This is a genomic window from Microcoleus sp. T3_D1 (genome assembly GCF_036700405.1).
GTDB lineage: Bacteria > Cyanobacteriota > Cyanobacteriia > Cyanobacteriales > Microcoleaceae > Microcoleus.
Map to the genome: position 1 here is coordinate 74,138 of NZ_JAUBOV010000001.1, position 21,195 is coordinate 95,332.

The following is a 21,195-nucleotide window of genomic DNA, read 5'->3' on the forward strand; positions in this document are numbered from 1 at the left end:
GTATAGCAAAATTTCTGTCAGATCAGTTTAAAATTGCGAGTTTACAATGAAAACCGACACTAAAATCTCCGCTAAAAAATCTTGGGCAAAATCTTTAGCGCGTCCGGCTGCAGAGTTTCCGCTGACTCAGCTATTGGTTAAAACTGGTAAAATTCCCGAAGGATTGCGCGGCACTCTCTACCGCAACGGGCCCGCACGTTTGGAACGCGGCGGCATGAATGCGGGACATTGGTTTGACGGCGACGGTGCAATTTTGGCAGTACATTTTACCGATGCCGGTGCTGCTGCTGTTTATCGCTACGTGCAGACAGCGGGCTATCAAGCTGAAGAAAAAGCTGATAAATTTCTCTACAGTAATTATGGCATGACAGCACCGGGCCCTGTGTGGCTGCGCTGGAGCAAACCTGTTAAAAATGCTGCCAATACTTCTGTTTTAGCTTTGCCCGATCGCCTTTTAGCTTTGTGGGAAGCAGGCCCGCCTCACAGCCTCGATTTGCAAACTTTAGAAACTATTGGCATCGATAATTTAGGAAATCCTGCAGGAGAATTTCCCTATTCTGCTCACGGCAAATGCGATCCCAGGACTGGCAATATTTACAACTTTGGAGTTACTATTGGTGCTACTACAAAGTTGAATCTCTATAAAAGCGATGCTACAGGCAAAATTCAGCAAAAAGCAACTGTGGCTTTAGATGGAATTTCCATGATCCACGATTTTGTTTTAGCTGGCAAGTATTTAATATTTTTTGTACCGCCGATGCGACTAAAAGCTTTACCAGTGTTAGCTGGAATTAGCAGTTATAGCGACTCTTTTGAATGGAAACCCGAGTTAGGAACCCAGATATTAGTTTTGGACTCGGAAACTCTATCTTTAGTTAGTCGCGGCGAAACAGATTCTTGGTTCCAGTGGCATTTTGCTAATGGTTTTGTGAAGGAAGATGGTTCGGTGGCGGTTGATTTTGTGCGCTTCGCTGACTTTAAAACTAATCAGCGGCTCAAAGAAGTAGCGACAGGTGAAACTCGCACCGATGCGGAGGGGACTCTGTGGCGGGTGCATCTCAATCCTCTGACGGCGAAAGTGACAGGAATAGAAGAATTGTTGGATAAACCTTGTGAGTTTCCGATCGTACCTGCTGCCGAAATAGGGCAAGACGCACGATATATTTATCTGGCAATGTATCGCCCTGACGTTGATATTGTACCGGAACGTTTCGGTGCGATCGCCCGTTTGGACACGCAAACCCGCAATCTCACAATTGCCGACTTGGGCGAAAATCGCTATCCCACAGAGCCCATCTACGTTCCAGATATTTCGTCGGAGAAAGGTTGGATAGTAACAGTTGTTTACGACGGCAATTCTGACAGCAGCGAAGTCTGGATATTTGACAGCGACGGACTTTCCCGCGAACCTGTTTGCAAGCTAGAACTGCCCGGTGTCATACCTTTGGGCTTTCACGGCACTTGGAAATCGGCAGTCTGAGAAAATTGTAAAGAAGTGTTGCGGAAGATTTATTAAAAATTGTTGCCGCTTCTCTGTCAAGTTGTTAAGGTGTGTGTAGATAGGAAATTCTCATATCTAGGAGGTGTGGAATTGATAATCTGCATTGCTCAATTATCCTGTGCCAATTCGCACGAATCCCCAGCGATTGTAAGTCGCGGCGGCACAGGATATCGTCTGCCTCTGCGGACTAAAAAAAGGGGTAATTAAGCCCTGGCGAATAACCAATCCCCGGCGTATATTCGTGGCTACACAGGCAAAGTCCGCCTCTGCAGACTGAAGGAAACCAATACCCGGCGAATAAATTCGCGGCTACACAGGCAAAGTCCGCCTCTGCAGACTGAAGAAAAAGCGGTAATAAAGCCCGCTTTGACATGATTCTCGACTAGGTTTGCCCATCTCAGGTTTGTCTGCTTGAATGAGGTTAAATGACCAGATATTTGACTGATTTCTGGCCAACCCAAAGTTTAGTTCAACTCACGCGCACGTTAGCGATTCAAAAGTTTTTAGTTTTGAGTTAACCCCACAAGTAAATGAGGTCTATCGAAACAAGATAGCCTTTTCAACAATTATGAATTATGAGTTGTTACCGCCAAAACATTCAACTCATAACTAATAATTCACAACTCACAACTCATAACTCCGTGCCGCGGTGAGCATCTACCAAAAGGTTTAATCTATGCAACTTCAAGGAAAAACGGCTCTTGTTACAGGAGCTTCGCGCGGAATTGGGCGATCGATCGCCCTGGAATTAGCGAGACAAGGAGTCAAACGCTTGTTGATTGTGGCGCGCAACCGCAAGCAATTAATTGAACTGGCAGAGGAAATCGATGTTTTGGGCACAGAAGTAGTGCCGTTAGCTTTGGATTTAACTCAGTCAGTAGCGGTGAATATTGCGATCGCCCAAGCTTGGCGAGATTGGGGCCCGATTCACCTGCTAGTCAACTGTGCAGGCGTCGCGCACCAAGCATCATTCTTGCGTTCGCCGCTGCCATTAATCGAGGAAGAAATCGCCTTAAACTTGCTCGGAACCTACACAATTACCCGCTTGATAGCTCGGCGAATGGCGACTCAAAAAGAGGGAACAATCGTCAATGTTTCGAGCTTAATGGGCAAAATAGCCGCTCCCACAATGGCGACTTATTCTGCTACCAAATTTGCCATTTTGGGATTCACCCAAGCTTTACGCAGCGAGTTAACTCAGTACAATGTTCGAGTCACAGCTTTGCTGCCATCACTAACAGATACCGACATGGTGCGAGACTTGGAGCAATTCCGCTGGGTAGTGCCCACAACTCCTGAAAAAGTTGCCCTAGCACTTGTCGCCGGATTGCAGAAAGATGCGCCGGAAATCTTGGTAGGATGGCAAAGTCATCTAGCAGTTTGGTGTCACCGAATTGCGCCTTGGTTGCTGGATTTTGTGTTGCGGATGGCAACTCCCGAACTTCGGGATAAATCGCGGGGCCGCAAATTGCGGGAGGCTTTAGCTAGCGGGCGATAAACCCTTTTATGGGCGGGCTCTCCGGCCCAACCCCTACTCCCCACAAGAAAACTCATTCTTTGTGGAACGGGCATCTTGCCCGTTGCGGGTTCTTCGGCCCATTGGTGTCAACTTAAGCTGTCAGCCCGCCCACCCGGTAGTCTGCCCGCCCACCCCGTAGTCCGCCAGGGATTGAAATCCCTGTCTCATAGCGAAAGTCCTCTGAAGAGGACTGGGAAAAAGAATTTTTGACGTTGCTGATTCACGGTAGGAATCAACTTTTTGCTTGATGTTACAAAACTCACCCTACTTGTCTTATAGCAATTGGGAAATCTGAATTCCTACCTGTATGTAGCAACGCCCAGCAACGCCGAATTTTTAAACTCATTAGTCCTCTTCAGAGGACTTTAGCTATGAGACAGGGAATTCATTCCCTGTCGGACTATCGGACTATCGGACTGTCGGACTATCGGACTATCGGATTGTCGGACTACTGGTTTAACGTTAAGTTGACACCAATGGGCATTGCCGTGTCCCTACAAGGGCTATGTACTTACTTACCAGCAAAAGTGCTGTATATCATTTCCACTCCCCTTGCAAGGTAAAAGCCGCCCAATAATAGGGCGATTTCCATTTTTCCTGCTGCATCATTTCCATCTGCGCCGCCCTCAAAGCTGCCGCCGGCGCTAACTTTTGTTGCACCATTTTTTGATAAAACTTTTGCATTAACACAGAAGTTCCCTCATCATCCACATTCCACAAACTCACCGCCACCCGCTGCGCCCCCGCATACATAAAGCCCCTTGTTAATCCCACCATTCCTTCGCCTTTAATATTCTGTCCCCTGCCCGATTGACAAGCACTTAAAACCACTAAATTTGCTGACAGTTTCAAGTTGAAAATATCCGTGAGGCGCAAAAAACCATTGACAAGATTGCCCTTGTCATCTACCATCGACATCACAATTCCTGACAGTTCGGGATTTTTGCTATTGGCAAGGCCGTGGGTGGCAAAGTGAACAATTTGATAATTAACTAAACTCCCCTCGGTAGCCGTAGTGCGACTGGCATCAAAATCAAGTATTTGACTGCTAGAAGCTGAGGGGAATAAGCTGGATATTGTTTGGGCTTCTTGGCGGGTAAATGCGAGGCGTTCGGGCGGCCATTGCCGATTAGAAGCACGAAGCGAGCGATTTAAACCGAGGTTGTTTGCTTCTAATTTTTCTGTCGTTGCTTGGGTAATTTTGCCTTTAATTCTTTCATCATCTGGACTAAAAACAGGATCTGCTAAAATTGCTAAAGTTTGGCTGGGTGGTTTTCTATCTCCGTAGTTTTGCCTGAGAATGGCGAGAGTTGAGGCCGAAGGCAAGGTAATAATTTCATGTTCGGCTATTAAGGGAACAGTGGTATTTTCTCCGGCGGTTTTGGCAAGAGTTAAAGCTTGAAAAGGGGTATAGTGCAGCACGCCGTCGGGAACAATTAATAACCGTTTATTGCCTAATTGGGCTGCGGCGGGTTGCAAAATCACTTGACCCAGATTTGTACTTGCTTGGGCAACTTGTTGGGAAATATTTCTCTGGACTGGGCTAGTTATTGCTTCTAAGAAGTTCTTAGCTGTTGTTTCAATATCTGCGCGTTTTGCTAATTCATAGCTGGTTAGTCTTGTTGATGTTACCACCCACAAATAGCTGCGGTTTTCGCCAAGGAAATACTGCAATAAAATAGTGTTTTTATCAAGAATCTGTTTCTGAATTTCTGGTAGCGTTAAAGGTTGGGGCCGGGTGAGGGCTGCGTAACGGGGGCTAGCAGTACGAATCCTGTTTTGAATTTGCTGATATTGTTCCAAAAGTACGAGGCGCTGTTTATCAATTTCAGCAATTTTAGCTGCGTTGGGACTGGGAATGCTGATTGTTTTGATGCGCTGCTTTTCAATAGCATCGAGTTCTTGTTGCACGCTCTTTTCTTGTTGCACTAAGTCGGGTGAAATGCCTTCGCGAATGTTGGCGTTACTTTCAAAAAGAAGTTCGAGAAGACTGCGGGATCTTGAACGTTCGCTGGCTTCTAGTGCTTTGATATTATAACCGGATTTAGGATTAGTTTTATGCAGTTGCATTAACAAATCGATGTAAAATTCGTAATAGTTTTGTACTGTGGCAAAGTATGAAGTACGAAATTCTGGGCTGGCTATTTTGGTGCGGAGATTTTCAATTATTTTGAGACAGGATTCAATGTAGTTGAGGGCTTCAGAAAGATTGTTTTGGTTGCGTTTGACAGAAGCTATGTTGTAAAGAGTGTTTGCTTCCCCAGCGACATCGTTTAGTGCGCGTGTCAGGGAAAGTGACTGGTTGTAATACTCTAGCGCTTTCTGTTTTTCTCCCAATGCTGAGTAGACATTGCCGATGTTGTTAAGAATAATAGCTTCCCCAACGCGATCACCACCTGATGCTCGAATCAGGATAAGGGACGAGCTGTAATACTCTAGCGCCTTCTTTTTTTCTCCCAATGCTGAGTAGACATTGCCGATGTTGGTGAGGCTGCGATATTCAAAAAGACGAGAGCCGATTGCTCGACTCAGGAGAAGCGACTGGCTGTGATACTCTAATGCTTTCTTTTGTTCTCCCAATTCTGAGTAGATACCGCCGATGTAGTTGAGGGTGAAAGCTTCCATACGGCGATTTCCTGTTGTCCGAAACAGGGGAAGCGATTGACTGTGATAGTCTAGCGCCTTCTGTTTTTCTCCCACTTCTAAGTAGACACTGCCGATGCCTAGGAGAGCTTGAGCTTCCTTACCGCGATCGCCTACTGCCCGACTCAGGGGAAGCGACTGGTTGTAATACTCTAGTGCTTTCTCGTGTTCTCCCCGAGCTGAGTATTTACCGCCGATGCTATTGAGGGCGGCAGCTTCCCCACTGCGATCGCCGATTGCCCGATATAGGAGAAGCGACTGAGTGTGATAGTCTAGCGCTTTCTGTATTTGCCCCAATACTCCGTAGAGATTGCCAAGGGTGGTGAGGGTGTGAGCTTCCCCACGGTGATCTCCGATTGCCCGAAATAGGGGAAGGGACTGACTGTAATACTCTAGCGCTTTTTTGTATTCTCCCAATAGTCCGTAGATTTTACCTATGTTGTTGAGGGTGAGAGCTTCCCCACGGTGATCGCGGATTGCCCGATACAGTTTTAATGCTTCTTCATATTTGACGATCGCATTTCTTTTTGAGTTCTCTGTTCCTTGCTGGTAAAGTTTTTCTGCCTCTTCAAATACTTTTTTAGCAGCCTCGTTACCGTTAGTTTGTGCTGTTTGTACGACTTTACCAACGGGCACGGCTGCTGCAAGTGGCTGACTTAACTGAACCGAAAGTGCGATCGACATACCAGCCAAAAACCATTGAGTGCGATCGAACATAGCCACCCCTTTTGTATTGTTGTCAATTTTAGTCGCTAGCCCCCTTAGTGTAAAGGCAGGAAGAAGTCAGGGCGATCGGCATTTTTGCTAGAGTTAACGAGTAATGCGATTCCCTGCCGGATAGCTACGCCGCGCGTACTTTTTCCCAGCATGAACAACATCCTAACTACCCCCGATCCCGTAACAACCCACTGGGATTGCCCCGAATGCGGGGGCACCGGTACCCTCAGCCCAGAAATTTGCCCTGTTTGTCTCGGAGCAAAATACATCGATCTCGCTACAATAACGAACTGGATGCTTGATTTTATGGAATCTCGCGGCTGCGATCGAGCTGAGATCGATCGATTGCGAACCGAAAGCCCAGACCCCCTAACATTAACTTTTTGCCTCGAAGTTTGTATCGCCCTTAAATAAACAATTTACCAATTACCAATTACCAATTCCCTATTCCCAATATTCAGTGTCCCTTAACCGGATGTTGCCCGTAAAAAGGCAAAGCATCCGACCAATCAGGACGACTTCCCATTTGCCACTCCAAATAAGCCAATTCCAACACACTAGAAACCGACGAACCCAACTCGCTGCCAACTTCAATTAACTGATAACAATTTCCCCAATTATCCAACTTTTCTTGCCAAGATTCAGGAGTCATCACCGTCTCAGGAAACAACTCAGTTAAACCAGAATCTTTGTTAACTGAATAAACCGCCCCAAACAATTGTCCCCGCTGTGCAGGCATTTGCAGCGCAATATCATCTCTCAAAAGCCCCCCCTTAGCAAGGGGGGGTTGGGGGGGTTCCGTATTCAAAAGCCCCCCCTTAGCAAGGGAAGGTTCTGCACTCAAAAGCCCCCCCTTAGCAAGGGGGGGTTGGGGGGGTTCCGCCCAAGCCACAGCCGCCAAAGTGGAAATCGCAAAAACCGGAATATCCAACTGTTGAGCCAAAGTCCGCGCCGTCACCATACCCATCCGAGTCCCCGTGAAACCTCCGGGCCCCTTCGCCACTGCAATAAAAGCCAAATCCGCCCAAGTTTGCGGTCCAATAAACTCGACTAAATACTGATGCAAATGAGTCGCTAAATCCCGATCCAAATTCCAAGTTTGGCAGCGAGAATCCCCGGCAAAATTGCTGATGGCTAAACCGAGTTCGCGACTAGCTGTGTGCAGGGCTAAGCCGTATTTTTTAACAGATGTTCCGTCTTGGGGATTGCTATTCACGATTACTGATAATTTTCCTTAACAAAAAACAGCGGTAAAGCCACAACTAAGCAACCCAAAAGAATGCCAAATATTCCCGTATTTAAAATCCTAGAATTACCCATGCCCCCAGTCATCAAAAACAGCACTACTAAACTTGCAAATAAATTTTTATTAGCAAATTCTTTATGTTGGGAAACTTGATGCTTCACCGTCATAAAACCCGACGTAACTATTAGCGCAAACCAAGAATTAAAAATGACTATTTGAGAGCCAAAGATAAACCAAACTAAGGCAAACATTAGCGCATCTATCCAAAAATCTTGAGTTTTCAACTTCGGCAGCCAAAATTCTTGGGTAGTAACAGAGGCGGCTTTCTTGAGTAATTGATTGTGTTGCAGCCGCACGAGTTTGTTTCTCAATTTAATCTTGGGATCGATTTGCAATATTTGCTTCCACTCCGGGCGGCGAGAATTGTTGAGTCTTCCCAACAGCTTTACGGCTGCGACTTTATTTAACTGCAAATCGGTGAGTCTGGTGGCAATTATTTGAGATAAGTGCGGATAGTAAACGGGGTTGTCTTCGGTTCTGTTGATGACGATATTGAGCTGTTGCTTGGCTTGACTGACTTGGATTGTAACATTGTACGGGGCGAGATCCTCTTGTAAAGCTTGCTGAATTTCGGCTTGCTGTTGGCGAGTGAAAAGCGAGACACCGGGCGCAGGTGTAACCACCCGTTCTGCGGGCGTTTCCGGCGCGTCTAGCACCGGCGGTGCGTCTAAATACACCGGTTTGGGGTTCAAGTGCCGGATGACTGCTGATGCTGAACTGTAGCGCCGATTGGTGGCACTTTGAAGCATGGTGTCGAGGATGCGGCCGAAATCATCGCTAACAGCAGTCTTCAAATAATTTCGCCAAGCCCAAGAATCCTCTGTACTGTCGAACAAGTCGAAGGGAGGAATTTCAGTCAGCAAGTGAATGCAAGTAACGCCCAAACTGTAGATATCGCTAGCAAAAACTGCTTTCCCCATCAATTGTTCTGGGGCTGTATAAGCAGCACTGCCGATGATTGTACCAGTTTGCGGCAACCCGGTTGCTGTTACTTTCTTAGCTGCACCAAAGTCTACTAAAACAATATCTTTTTGGAAAGGAGAGGGCTGATAGGAATTTTCTAAGGCGGGTAAAGGAGTTGGAGTTAGTCGGCGGCGAATGATATTTTCGGGTTTGATATCGCGGTGAATAACTTTGGATTTGTGGACGAAGTGGAGCACTGGCAATAAATCGTTGAGGATTTGCCGAGTTTGAGTTTCGGTGAATGCTCCTTTTTGTTCTAATTCTCTGGCTAGGTTTTTGCCGTCTATAAATTCTTGTACTAAATACTGTCTCCCGTCTTGTTCAAAATGCGCGATTAATTCTGGAATCTGGGGATGTTTTCCCAAGGTTTCTAGCTGGGCTGCTTCTTGGTGAAATAGTTGAGCGGCTTTTTCGGCTGAGGTATTTTGCTGCAAAAATTGCTTGATTACGCACTGCGAAAAAATCAGGGGTTTGGTTTCATCAACTGCTAGAAATGTTCGGCCAAAGCCTCCTTGCCCGATCGGCTTTAGGGTTCGGTAGCGAGATGCTGATGGCGTTTCTGAATCAAGAGTTAACAACAATTTTGAGCCACAACTTTGGCACAATTCTGCATCCCCTGGGTTTTGCGGATTCTGACAAGTTGGGTTTAAGCAATAGCACATTGGATTTTAGATTTTAGATTTTAGATTTTAGATTTGTAATGGGGAATGGGGAATTGGGCATCGGCCAAACAGGGCATCGGCCAAACAGGGCATCGGCCAAACAGGGCATCGGGAATTGGGAATTGGGAATTGGTTATTGGTTGTTATCGCCAACAACTCACAAAAAACCTATAAAAAACAACAAATAGCAACCAACAACCAACAAATGACTAATGACTAATGACTAATGACTAATGACTAATGACTAATGACTAATGACTAATGACTAATGACTAATGACTTCTTCCTTAAGTCGGGACGAGTTCGCCTGGCCGCAATGAGGCCCATTTGCCGGTCTCTTGCTTGAAACTCTCACACCCAACGACATCCCATTCCATTTCAATTGCGTCTTGGCGCGGGCGGATGTTGACGTTGATGGTGGGTTCTACGGGGTCGAAATCGGGTGTTTCGGTAAGGTGAAGCTGTTCGTGCTGTTCTTCTACGGCGTGGTAGGTGAAGCAGCGGTCTACATAGTGGCAGTTAATACAAATACACATTCTTGATATCCTCTGTGCATTTCAAAAAGATTGGTTAAATTTGAGCTTTCTGTTAATCTAGCGTAGCAAGAGCTTAATTGTTTGTAAGTTTGTTGATTTTTGTTGCGATGCCGATTAATTTGCCCTCTTCATTATCTCCTGATTCTTGGCCGTTTGATTTGGAACTGCTGACACCGCCTGCTTATCTGGTGGGCGGTGCGGTGCGGGATGCGCTGCTGGGGAGGCGATCGCACTATTTTGATTTAGATTTCGTTATGCTAACACGGGCCGTGAAGACTGCTCGAAAAATTGCCGATCGCACGAATGGTGGATTTGTCTTGTTGGATGCGGAACGCCAAATTGCGCGGGTTGTATTTGCGGGCGGTACGGTGGATTTGGCGCAGGCGGAAGGGGGGAGTCTGGAGGGGGATTTGCTGCGCCGGGATTTTCGGATAAATGCGATCGCCTGCAATCCTTTTACAGGAGAAATCATCGATCCTTTGGACGGTCAAACTGATTTGCGGTTGGGTTTGCTGCGGATGGTTTCGCGGTCAAATTTGGAGGACGATCCGCTAAGGTTATTAAGAGCTTACCGCCAAGCGGCGCAGTTGGGTTTTGCGATCGAAGCTGAAACTCAATCGGCGATTCGGGAATTGGCGCCGCTGTTGAGTCGGGTAGCCGTGGAACGGGTGCGGACGGAATTGGGTTATTTGTTGAGCAATCCTGACGGTGTTCCTTGGATTTGTCGCGGTTGCGAAGATGGTTTGTTTTCGATTTGGTTTGAAAGTGCGATCGACCGTTTTGATATTTTGACAAAAATTGACGCGTCTGCTGACCAATTAGCGGCAATTTACCCGGAATTAGGGAGAGAATTTTCGCGATCGATTCGAGATACGATTAAAACGCCGTTGTTGGCGGTTGCGAAGTTGGCTGTTTTGGCAGATTCCGACCCGACAATTGCTGAAACGCAGTTGCTGCGGTTGAAGTACAGCAATGCGGAGATTAAAAGTGCGATCGGGCTTTTGAAATACTTGCCACAATTGCAAGCAAAACCTATCGCCCAAATGTCTTTGCGAGAACAGTATTTTTTGTTTCGGGATGTGGGAATAGTATTTCCGGTTTTAGCGGTTTTGGCGGTGGCGGCGGGCATTAAGGTAGATGAGATTTCACTGTTAATTAATCGCTATCTGGATGCTGATGATATTATTGCTCATCCCACACAATTAGTTAGCGGCAATGATTTAATGGAATATTTAAATTTGCCGAGAAGTCCGCGCATCGGTCAATTTTTAATGGAGATTCAATTAGCGCGGGTTGAGGGGAGAATTGCGACTCGCGAAGAGGCGCTGAAATTGGCGGCAGAGTTGGTTGATCAGTAAGTTTAAATTGATAGATTGCAGAAATTAGAACGGGCAAGATGCCCGTTCCACAAAAGATAAAATTTCTTGTGGGGAGTAGGGGTTGGGCTTCTAGCCCGCCCTAAAAAGATAAAATTTCCCGTGGGGAGTAGGGGTTGGGCTTCTAGCCCGCCCTAAAAAGTTAGTTGACTATGCTCAAAAATCAGAATCTTAAACAACATCCCTTAATTCTTCCGGCAATTCAAACTTGCCATCTGCACCCGGTTCAAACTCAACCACTTTCAACACAGCATCAACATTCAGCGGCCCGTAAATGTGCGGGTAATTCTCACCCGCCGCCAATTCATACTTAAGTTCAGCTTCCACTTTGTCCGAGTCAATCGAAAGCAGCAGCAATCCTGTTTGTCCCACAAAAAATTTATTAGCAGATTTAAGAACTTGCGGCAGTGTCGAACAGTGGATAAATCCTTCTGTATCTAGCGTATCGCCGCGATAAGATTGAACTTGTTTTGCTTCTTCCCACTGTTGGCTGCGGGTGATGTGAAAAATAATGCTCATAATTGAATAAGTTCTAGGTTTAATTGACAATTGGCAGCAAAATTTGAGAGGGACAATTCCCGCCACAACTTACTGTCAGTGTGATAATTTTAGCATCGATCGCCCGCGCTTCACCGCCCGGCGCACCCGTTCCCGGATTCACGTCGTAAGCGGGAAAACAAGCCGCACTCAAACTCAGACGCAAGGCATTACCTTTGGCAATTTGCATACAAGTTGCTTGCAGCACAATTCTCACAGGTGTTTCACCTGAATTCACCCGCACATAACCTTGAGTAAAATTGTATACGCGGCCGCTATCTTTTACCTCAGAAAGTATCGCACACAAATCAAAACTCGGCGCATCTGCGGTACAAAATACTTCGATAATTATATCTCCAGCTAAGTGCAAATCGGCTGTTAGCGGTGCCGAAGTGTATGTTAAAACATCGGTGCGGCAGTCAATAGTCGATCGCTCCATCGCACCTGCAGGAAACGCAGCGTGACCTCCCGACGATGGCACCGGCCGCCAAGGGTCATGGACGAATATATCATCAGTGCAAACATCCGCGCAACTCTCTGTTAAAATACCCGCATCTTCTCTCATCGCGGCAAGTCCGGTACTTGCTAAAAAATAAGATTTATGATTATTATTAGGCCATTTATCAAATTTCCGCCAATCATTCCTCCCCATCTCAAATAGCGAAATCGGTCGTTCGTCTAATATTCCTGTATCAAATCCTTTGAGGAAGCGATCGAACCAGCGAATTTGCAACTCATCCACAGGATTTGAAGCTGCAAAACCATAATCCAACGCTCCAACTTTTCGCCCCCAAGGTAAATGCGCCCAAGGGCCAATTATCAAATGCTGCGGACAGGAACTCTGGCTTGCCATTTCCTTGTAAAGATGGATTGTTCCCCGCAAATAAGTATCAAACCAACCGCCAACGTGCAGCATTGGCAAGTCTAAATTTTTGATGTTTGGCGATAAGTTTTCCCAATACTCGCTGGGTAGATAATTATCCAACCAATGGTGATAATATGAGTCGGGTGCGAGATTTTTAATAATCTCAGGACGCGCCGGCACGGTATCGTATAGCGGGAGATTTCTCGAAGCTGCATACAAGGCTTGATAGGCAGAAATATCGGCTTTTAAGCGAGCGGTTTCTGCGGCTAGCTGAATTGCCCAGCCGAGATTTGATTGCAGGCAAAATGCGCCGCCTTCATAGGCCCAATCTGCGTATAAATTGCAGCCTACCATTGCCGGACAAATTGTGATTAAAGCCCTCGGTTTAGCAGCCGCCGCGTAGAGTTGAGTCATGCCTTGGTAGGAAAAACCGTACATTCCGACTTTGCCGTTACTTCCCGGCAAATTAGCTGCCCAATTGACGCTATCAAAACCGTCTTGTGTTTCGCTAACAAATAGGTTAAATTCGCCTTCGGAAGTGCCTCGTCCCCGCACGTCTTGGATGACAACGATGTAGCCGTGTTTGGCGTACCATGCGGGATGGGAATATACTACTGTAGAGGCGAGATCCCTTCCGTAAGGTTGCCGCATTAATAATACTGGAAATTCGCCCTCCGCATCGGGGCGGTAGATGTCAGCATCTAAACGCACGCCATCTTTAGTTAGCATTGACGCTGTTTCTTTCGGACAAAGTTTCAGCATAAATCCTACAAAACATCAAATAAAAAAGTTCTGATAAAGGACTGAGATCCTTACTACAAACCTGATAATTGTTCGTAGGGACACGGCACTGCCCATTGGTGTCCAATTAACGTACAACCCATATTCCGGCAGGGGTTGAAACCCCTGCCTCAAAGCTAAAGTCCTCTAAAGAGGACTAAGAAAAACACTTTTCAACTCATTAGTCCTCTTTAGAGGACTTTAGCTATTAGACAGGGACTTCAGTCCCTGGCGGAATGGCGGGTGCGCGGGAGGACTGGCGGACTGATAGCTTAAGTTGACACGCTTTGGGCAATGCCGTGTCCTGTATTTCATCCAATTAAAAACTGCTATACTAAAAACCTAGCACGATACGAGGACATCCGATCGCCCAAGAACTCTCATATCTTCCTCATCGAGTTCGACTGGTGTGCCGCTGCGAATTAGTTCCACAAAATCCTCATTCGGCACCATGATGCACAAAGTGTACAAACGTTCACTGCCCGTATTCTCAATTACGTGAGTGCCTGTTGGAGGCACTAACAAACTATCTCCCGGTTGAATACTAACTGTTTTGCCGTCGCAGGTTGCTTGCCCTGTTCCTTTGAGTACAAAAAACATTTCTACTGCAAATTGATGGCGGTTGGGAGGAGTTTTGCCCCCCACATCGAAAATCTCCACGCAAACTGTTAATGAAACATTAGCTATTACCGGATCGAAGACGATAGCTAATCTATTAGTATCGCCCGGACTGATGCGAAATGCTTGGTAGTCTTTCGGAGACTTTATAACAGGAATCACGCACTGGTTTGTCATTTTTTTGTGTTTAATTGTTAATTATCGTAGGGGCGGTGCCCCCGTGCCCGCCCAGCCCCGTGCCCGCCCAGCCCCGTACCCGCCTACTCAGTTTCTTAATCAAGAGGGGCAACCACGGGGGGATTGCCCCTACACTCATTCTAGGAATCATTGCTGACTGCTATTTAATTGCTTCTAACATAGCCTGAGAATCTGACAAAAAGCCAAAACATTGTTTAACGTTATAAAGAGTAGCTTGCCAGCAATACTCTGGAGATGTCGTAGCTGTACAATCTTTGACTAAAATACAATCGTAACCGAGAAAATTAGCATCTTGCAGCGTAGCCATGACGCACTGATCGGCGTTTACTCCTCCAAAGAAAAGTGTAGTTCTACCGAGGTTCCGCAAGATACTATCTAAAGGAGTATCCCAAAAGCCGCTCATCCGATATTTATCAACGCAAATATCCTCCGGTTTGGGTTTTAATTCATCGACAACGGCGGCCGCCCAACTCCCTGCCATCAGTACAGGTGCGTTGTTTTTTGGCAGCGGATCTCCCAAACCTACGCCGGATCCTGTGGGATTGTAAACGTGACGGGAAGCTGCACTAATATTGAGCAAATCGGGGCGGTTCCCCCAGTTAATCCAAATAATTGGTACTGCGTGCGATCGCAATTTTGGCAGCAAATTTTTTAAAGGATTAATTGGAGTTCGGGCGGGCGTTACATCTACGCCAATATGTGCTAGCCAACCGTCGGGATGACAGAAATCGTTTTGCATATCTATCACCAACATTGCTGCTTTTGCTAAGTCCAAACGCAGGGTTTTAGTTTCTGTTTCCAGGGTAACAGGTTGAGGCGCGATCGGCGATCGGGTGATATCGGCAATTTTTGCATCAACTTTCCAAGCATTCGGCGGTACGCCCAAGGTGCGGAGAGAATCAGGATTCATAGGGATTTTGGCTCAAAAACAATTTCAATCTTATAACTATTTGATTGTTACTAACTTGTCATATCTTAAATCTTTGTTATAATTAAGTATCCGTGGCAACTTTTTGAGAAATTTTAGGATTTATTAACTTTATTACAGGCGATCGCAAATGTTAACGCCTGGGAATCATCAAATAAAAATCACGGTAAATTTATAAAAAGGGTAAATCTATGAGCTTTACAATTCAAAATGCTTTAATTCCGGTTGAGAGCGGTTATGAAACCGCAGATGTGCAAGTGGTGGATAATTGCATAAGTGCGATCGGGCCTAAGTTAAAACCTGCGGGAACAGTTATTAACGGCAAAAATAAGCTGCTGCTACCCGGTTTTGTCAACGCGCACACTCACTCTTCAGAAATGTGGCAACGGGGCATAATTCCCCCTTTGCCGCTGGAATTATGGATTGCCGAATTATACGATTTTACACCTCTCGATCCCGAACAAGTTTACTTGAGTGCCTTGGGAACTGCGGTAGAAACATTGCTGTCGGGCGGTACAAGCGTAGTCGATCATTTAGTTTTGATTCCGGGGCAAGAATTAGAGACAATCGCCGCCGCAGTTCGCGCTTATCAAGAAATCGGCATCCGCGCTTTTATCGGGCCATTAATTCAAGATGAATCCCTGACGGCGGGAATGCCGGCGGGCGAGAGCGGCATCGAACACGCGGCTTACATTCGATCGACTAAGGCAACTTTGGAATTAATGGAAACAGCCATAAAACAGTTTCACAATCCCGAAAAAGGTGTTAATATGTTGTTGGCGCCGACGGGAATTCAACTGTGTTCCGATGCTTTGTTTGAAGGCTGCATCGAATTGAGCGATCGCTACAATCTTTGCCGCCACGCCCACCTCTTGGAAACCCCCGCTCAAAAACAGTTAGCTCATGAAAAATACGGCTGTAGCGCTGTCGAACACCTGCAAAGAATTGGTTATTTGAGTCCCCGGACTTCCTTAGCGCACTGCGTTTGGCTGGACGATTCCGACATTGCGATTATGGCAGAAACGGGAGCGACAGTCGTACACAATCCCCTCAGCAACTTGCGGCTAGGAAGCGGCATTGCACCGATTTTGAAATACCGTCAAGCGGGAGTCAACGTATCTTTTGGCTGCGACGGCGCTGCTAGCAATGACTCTCAAGATTTGCTGGAAGCCATTAAAATTGGTTCGATTTTGCACAATATCACGGATTTGGATTACCGCCAATGGATTACACCGCGCCAGTCTGTAGAAATGGCATCCCTGGGAGGAGCAAAAGGCTTGAATCTCGCCGATGAAATGGGTTCGCTGACAGTCGGTAAAAAAGCCGATTTTGTGCTGTATGATTTAACCAGTTTATCATTGCTGCCGCGCACCGATCCGATCGGCTTGCTGATTTTGGGACGCCCGACTAATGCGGTAGACGGCGTTTGGGTAAACGGCAAGCAAATTGTCGCCGAAGGTAAGGTGAAAACGATCGATGTTGATGCTTTGAGGCGGGAATTATTCGATCGCAGCGAGTGGACTAGCAAGCGTCAATCGCAAACAGTAAGTGAAATAGAAGCCCACTATCGAAAAGTCATGAACCTGCAAGGTTATTCTTAAAAAAACAACCAATAGAATATGATATCATGTCCGGTTGAATCACATAATTAGCGCGGCAACTAAAAATTAACGCAATCAACCTCCCACATCCCAATCACTTAGAACTTCTAGCCATGACACCCCCTAACAACCAGATAAATGTAGACGCCAGACTTGTTGCAGCTAATATTAAATTTGGCTTTAACTTGTTCAACACCCTCAGCAAACAACAGCCGAATCAAAATATCTTTATTTCCCCTACTTCTGTCGCCCTCGCACTGTCAATGGCATACAACGGAGTCAGCGGAGAAACCAAACAAGAAATGACAAAAGCTCTCGAATTAACGAAAATGAGTCCAAAAGCAATCAACGCAGCCAATCACAATTTGCAAAAGAGTTTGCAAAAAGATGACCCCAAGGTTCAAGTATCAATTGCCAACGCGCTTTTGGTCAGACAAGGCTTCTCATTAAAACCCGAATTTTTGCAAATAAATCAACAATACTACCAAGCCAATCTTACCGAAATAGACTTTGATAGTCCGCAAGAAGCTCTCAGCATCATTAACAACTGGGTGAGCGAAAAAACTCACGGAAAAATTGATAAAATAGTCACTAAAATCAACCCTAATACACTTTTGTTTTTGATTAACGCCATCTATTTCAAAGGCAACTGGGAAACGCCCTTTGATAAATCTGAAACTGCCAACAAAACTTTTTATTTAACAGACAGCAGTTCCAAACAGCATCCAATGATGTCCCAGATGGGCTCTTATCGGTGCTACGAAACAGACACTTTTCAAGCAGTCAGTTTACCTTACGGCAAAAAAGGCGCTCTGAGTATGTATATTTTCTTGCCAAACTCCCATACCAATTTGGCAACTTTCTCGCAGCAATTAACACCAGAAAACTGGGATAAATGGATGCAAGAATTTAGAGTTAAAAGTGGAATGATTGAAATACCGCGCTTCAAAATGGAGTATGAAGTTCAACTGAAAGACACACTTATAGCTTTGGGAATGGCAGAATTTTTCGGTGGATTGAAAACAGACTTTTCCCCGATGACTGATAGCCAAGTAGCAGTAGAATCGGTAAAACACAAGACATTTGTCGAAGTTAACGAAGAAGGTACAGAAGCAGCAGCCGTGACTGTAATAGAGATGACGAGATCTATGCCGGCTTTTGAAATGAATGTCAACCGTCCATTCTTTTGTGCCATTCGAGACAATACTACAGGAACAATATTATTTATGGGTAACATCGTTGACCCCCAATAATATCAAAAATATTAGGTGCGTCAGGAAATGTTCGAGTGACTTTTAATAAAATAACCTTCGCTGAAGCACCCTAACAAGCTAATTATACGGTAAAATATCAGTCTAAAAATAATCATATTTGCGACAAATTGATGATTAAAGTACACAAATGGCAGCGGATACTGGGTTTAATAGTTGTTTTTACGATCGCCCTTACCTCCTCCGCGATTTTATCCCCGCGTCTCTTGGCCCAAACCCCGCCCACCACCCCAACAACCGAATTGCGCGGCGTCTGGCTGACGAACATTGACAGCGACGTTATCTTCTCCCGCAACAACATCATTGACGCTGTAAACCGACTGGATAAACTCAATTTTAATACCATCTATCCCACGGTTTGGCAAGGAGGCTATACGCTTTATCCGAGTGCTGCAGCCCAACGAGTATTCGGACAGTCGATCGACCCATCGCCCGGATTGAAAGACCGAGACATCCTCAAAGAAATTATAGCACAATCCCACCAAAAAGGTATAGCAGTAATCCCCTGGTTTGAGTTTGGTTTCATGGCTCCCGCCGAATCAGAATTAGCCACACTTCACCCCGACTGGCTGGCGCAGCGGCGCGACGGTTCAACTATTTGGAAAGAAGGCAAACACGATCGAGTTTGGCTGAATCCCTTTCATCCCCAAGTGCAGCAATTTATCTTAGATTTAATCCTAGAAGTTGTCGATAATTATGATATAGATGGCATTCAATTTGACGACCATTTTGGCTTGCCAGTAGAATTTGGCTACGAGCCGCTAACAGTGTCAATGTATCAGGAACAAATCAAAAGCCCTCCCTCCAACGACCCCCGCGAAACCTTTTGGGTGCGCTGGCGCGCTGACAAAATCAACGACTTCGTGGGGCGAGTTTCCCGCGCCATCAAATCCCGCAAAGAAAAATGTATTGTCAGCTTATCTCCGAACCCTTTTCACTTTGCTTTACCCGCCCACTTGCAGGACTGGTTTACCTGGGAAAGACGCGGCTTCATCGACGAAATTGTGTTGCAGGTTTATCGCAGCGATATCAAGCGTTTTAGTGCCGAACTGGAACGGGAAGAAGTTAAACTGGCTAAACTTAACATTCCAACTGCGATCGGCATTTTAACAGGTCTTAAAAATAATTCCGTTCCCCTCAAACAAATTCAAGAACAAGTGCAAGAAGTGCGAAAAAGAGATTTCGCTGGCGTGTCGTTCTTTTTCTACGAAAGTTTGTCGAATTGGGCTAGGGAAACCCCCGAACAGCGCAATTATGCCTTGCAAGAATTCTTTCCCACAAAGATGCAGCGCCCGCCATCCGAAGGCAGAATTTGAGGGAGCATCTCAGTTTTGCATTTACAGTGCGAGCGTCCCCGCTCGCGTATTGTACAATACGCGAGCGGGGACGCTCGCACTACAATAAAAAAAATGCTTTTTACAAAACTGAGATGCTCCCGAATTTGAAACCCACGGTTAAAATGAGAAAAATCATACAGCGCTTAGGAATTGTCATCTTATCTTTGACCGCTTTCCTAATAATTGGCTATCTCACTCCCCGAAAGTGGGGAAATTACTCGCAAGCAGATTGCACAATCTCTCTATACATTTCCAACCAAGGCATTCACACCGAAATCATCGTTCCAGTTAAAAATGAATATTTTGACTGGAATCAATTTTTACCGCTAACAGAAATAGGGCGGGATGCCACTTCTGATTATCAATATTTGTCTTTTGGCTGGGGAGATAGAGCTTTTATGTTGGAAACTCCCACATCAGGAAGTATCAACCCAGTTACAGCTTTCAAGGCGCTATTTCTCGCTACTCCGTCTACCGTACACGTTCAAAGTTATCGGGTTTTCCCCTCAATTATAGAAACCAAATGTGTTAAAATCAGCGGCGAAAATTATCGTAATATGGTAAATTTTATTAAAAATTCATTCCTATTAGACGCAGCCGGTAATAGAATTAAAATTAGCTACGGCTACGGCAACAGCGATAGTTTTTATGAAGCAAAAGGCAGTTACTCTATTTTGAGAACTTGCAACGACTGGACTGCCGAAGCTTTGCAAAAAACCGATGTCAATACTCCTTTATGGTCAACGCTTTCTTCGGCGATTATGTTTCATTTAAATAGCGGTTGCGAATGTCCCAAATAAATGGTATTAGGTAATACGATTTTAGATTTTAGATTTGAGATTTTAGATTTTAGAATTCGGAATGAATGATTATGTATGGGTTTGGATATTGCCTAAAGTTGCATTCTTTTTTTTAACTGGTATAATTAGCAATTTGAGGAAAAATTATGAATGTAATTCCAGCGATCGACTTATTGGATGGAAAATGCGTCAGATTGTATCAGGGAGACTACGCGAAGTCTCAAACTTTTAACGACAACCCCGTCGAAGTCGCGAGACAGTGGGTAAATGAAGGCGCGACAATGCTGCATTTAGTAGACCTCGACGGTGCCAAAGCAGGTCATCCAGTCAACCAAGCAGCCATTGAAGCGATCGTCCGATCGGTAGACGTTCCCTGTCAAGTAGGTGGGGGAATGCGCGATCGCGCCTCGGTTGCTGGTATCCTCAATTTAGGCGTGCGGCGCGTCATTCTCGGCACTGTCGCCGTCGAACAACCGCAATTAGTCGGCGAATTGTGCGCCGAATTTCCCGATCGAATTCTGGTCGGCATCGATGCCAGAAATGGTAAAGTTGCTACTAGAGGCTGGCTAGAAACTTCGGAAGTTTTAGCCACAGAATTGGCGCAAAAAATGGCCGAGTTAGGGGCGGCTGAAATTATTTACACCGACATTCACCGTGACGGTACTATGGAAGGGCCGAATTTGGAATCTTTGCGCGAGATTGCTAACGCTATTTCGATTCCGGTGATTGCTTCCGGCGGCGTTAGTTCGATCGCCGATTTGTTGAGTTTGCTGGCTTTGGAACCAATTGGTGTCAAAAGTGCGATCGTTGGTAGGGCAATTTATACCGGCGATATCTTGCTAAAAGAAGCAATTCAAGCAGTCGGACAAGGGCGGTGGCAGGATGTACCGCCCGATTTGGGTTCTTCAAGCTTTGCTTGATATAGCAAATTCCACATTTATGAAGTATACCCGCCTATGGCTCAATCCCCGTAGGGACAAAGGCTTTCGCCCAAGGAGTGTCAACTTTCCACGTCAAACCCGCAGTCCGACAGGGGT

The 21,195-nt window shown here is 45.8% G+C and carries 17 protein-coding genes; 9 read left to right on the forward strand and 8 right to left on the reverse strand.

All coding sequences use genetic code 11. The features are described 5' to 3' along the window. The first annotated feature begins 46 nt into the window (after window positions 1–46). Both QT992_RS00330 and QT992_RS00335 read left to right on the forward strand, forming a co-directional pair. Window positions 47–1,480 (forward strand): carotenoid oxygenase family protein, encoded by a 1,434-nt coding sequence (locus QT992_RS00330; protein WP_333336358.1) that lies wholly within the window; start codon window positions 47–49, stop codon window positions 1,478–1,480. A 697-nt stretch (window positions 1,481–2,177) separates the two neighbouring features. Then, the gene (locus QT992_RS00335; RefSeq protein WP_333314558.1) at window positions 2,178–2,999 is read left to right on the forward strand and encodes an SDR family NAD(P)-dependent oxidoreductase; all 822 of its coding nucleotides are present in this window, start codon (window positions 2,178–2,180) and stop codon (window positions 2,997–2,999) included. Window positions 3,000–3,557: 558 nt separating this feature from the next. On the opposite strand, the gene QT992_RS00340 is transcribed toward QT992_RS00335, so the two are convergent. Continuing rightward, the gene (locus QT992_RS00340; RefSeq protein ID WP_333314559.1) at window positions 3,558–6,380 is read right to left on the reverse strand and encodes a CHAT domain-containing tetratricopeptide repeat protein; all 2,823 of its coding nucleotides are present in this window, start codon (window positions 6,378–6,380) and stop codon (window positions 3,558–3,560) included. Between the two features lie 84 nt (window positions 6,381–6,464). Here QT992_RS00340 and QT992_RS00345 point away from each other — a divergent pair, with 84 nt between their 5' ends. Continuing rightward, window positions 6,465–6,794 carry a hypothetical protein gene (locus tag QT992_RS00345; protein WP_333314562.1) on the forward strand — a complete coding sequence of 110 codons (330 nt, stop codon included), beginning with the start codon at window positions 6,465–6,467 and terminating at the stop codon, window positions 6,792–6,794. A 43-nt stretch (window positions 6,795–6,837) separates the two neighbouring features. Here the strand turns inward: QT992_RS00345 and tsaB are convergent, their stop codons facing one another. The 3 genes from tsaB to QT992_RS00360 form a co-directional block, all read right to left on the reverse strand. Beyond that, window positions 6,838–7,596, reverse strand: coding sequence for a tRNA (adenosine(37)-N6)-threonylcarbamoyltransferase complex dimerization subunit type 1 TsaB (tsaB, locus tag QT992_RS00350; RefSeq protein WP_333336362.1), 759 nt, complete (start codon window positions 7,594–7,596; stop codon window positions 6,838–6,840). A gap of 2 nt (window positions 7,597–7,598) precedes the next feature. Continuing rightward, window positions 7,599–9,311: a serine/threonine-protein kinase gene (locus QT992_RS00355; protein ID WP_333336365.1), complete on the reverse strand. Its 1,713-nt coding sequence runs from the start codon at window positions 9,309–9,311 to the stop codon at window positions 7,599–7,601. Window positions 9,312–9,598: 287 nt separating this feature from the next. Next, window positions 9,599–9,847 carry a Ycf34 family protein gene (locus tag QT992_RS00360; protein WP_333314568.1) on the reverse strand — a complete coding sequence of 83 codons (249 nt, stop codon included), beginning with the start codon at window positions 9,845–9,847 and terminating at the stop codon, window positions 9,599–9,601. Window positions 9,848–9,954: 107 nt separating this feature from the next. Between QT992_RS00360 and QT992_RS00365 the strand changes: the two genes are divergently transcribed. Further along, window positions 9,955–11,205, forward strand: coding sequence for a CCA tRNA nucleotidyltransferase (locus tag QT992_RS00365; RefSeq protein WP_333376409.1), 1,251 nt, complete (start codon window positions 9,955–9,957; stop codon window positions 11,203–11,205). 189 nt (window positions 11,206–11,394) lie between these two features. Here QT992_RS00365 and QT992_RS00370 read toward each other — a convergent pair whose 3' ends face one another. The 4 genes from QT992_RS00370 to QT992_RS00385 form a co-directional block, all read right to left on the reverse strand. Further along, complete coding sequence (locus QT992_RS00370) at window positions 11,395–11,742, reverse strand: DUF952 domain-containing protein (RefSeq protein WP_333336368.1); 348 nt, start codon at window positions 11,740–11,742, stop codon at window positions 11,395–11,397. 19 nt (window positions 11,743–11,761) lie between these two features. Then, the gene (locus tag QT992_RS00375; protein WP_333376290.1) at window positions 11,762–13,354 is read right to left on the reverse strand and encodes a CocE/NonD family hydrolase; all 1,593 of its coding nucleotides are present in this window, start codon (window positions 13,352–13,354) and stop codon (window positions 11,762–11,764) included. A gap of 393 nt (window positions 13,355–13,747) precedes the next feature. After that, on the reverse strand, window positions 13,748–14,200 hold the full coding sequence (locus tag QT992_RS00380; protein ID WP_333336373.1) for a cupin domain-containing protein: 453 nt from the start codon (window positions 14,198–14,200) through the stop codon (window positions 13,748–13,750). 160 nt (window positions 14,201–14,360) lie between these two features. Then, window positions 14,361–15,131 carry a cysteine hydrolase family protein gene (locus QT992_RS00385; RefSeq protein ID WP_333376293.1) on the reverse strand — a complete coding sequence of 257 codons (771 nt, stop codon included), beginning with the start codon at window positions 15,129–15,131 and terminating at the stop codon, window positions 14,361–14,363. A gap of 209 nt (window positions 15,132–15,340) precedes the next feature. Between QT992_RS00385 and QT992_RS00390 the strand changes: the two genes are divergently transcribed. The 5 genes from QT992_RS00390 (at window position 15,341) to hisA (ending at window position 21,078) form a co-directional block, all read left to right on the forward strand. Next, the gene (locus QT992_RS00390; protein ID WP_333376295.1) at window positions 15,341–16,750 is read left to right on the forward strand and encodes an amidohydrolase; all 1,410 of its coding nucleotides are present in this window, start codon (window positions 15,341–15,343) and stop codon (window positions 16,748–16,750) included. Window positions 16,751–16,863: 113 nt separating this feature from the next. Beyond that, complete coding sequence (locus tag QT992_RS00395) at window positions 16,864–18,003, forward strand: serpin family protein (RefSeq protein ID WP_333376296.1); 1,140 nt, start codon at window positions 16,864–16,866, stop codon at window positions 18,001–18,003. Window positions 18,004–18,134: 131 nt separating this feature from the next. Next, a complete protein-coding gene (locus tag QT992_RS00400; RefSeq protein ID WP_333376298.1) occupies window positions 18,135–19,337 on the forward strand; it encodes a glycoside hydrolase family 10 protein in 1,203 nt (400 codons plus the stop codon). 143 nt (window positions 19,338–19,480) lie between these two features. Beyond that, window positions 19,481–20,158, forward strand: coding sequence for a TIGR02117 family protein (locus QT992_RS00405; protein ID WP_333376300.1), 678 nt, complete (start codon window positions 19,481–19,483; stop codon window positions 20,156–20,158). A gap of 146 nt (window positions 20,159–20,304) precedes the next feature. Continuing rightward, window positions 20,305–21,078: a 1-(5-phosphoribosyl)-5-[(5-phosphoribosylamino)methylideneamino]imidazole-4-carboxamide isomerase gene (hisA, locus tag QT992_RS00410; RefSeq protein WP_333314581.1), complete on the forward strand. Its 774-nt coding sequence runs from the start codon at window positions 20,305–20,307 to the stop codon at window positions 21,076–21,078. The last annotated feature ends 117 nt before the right edge of the window (window positions 21,079–21,195 follow it).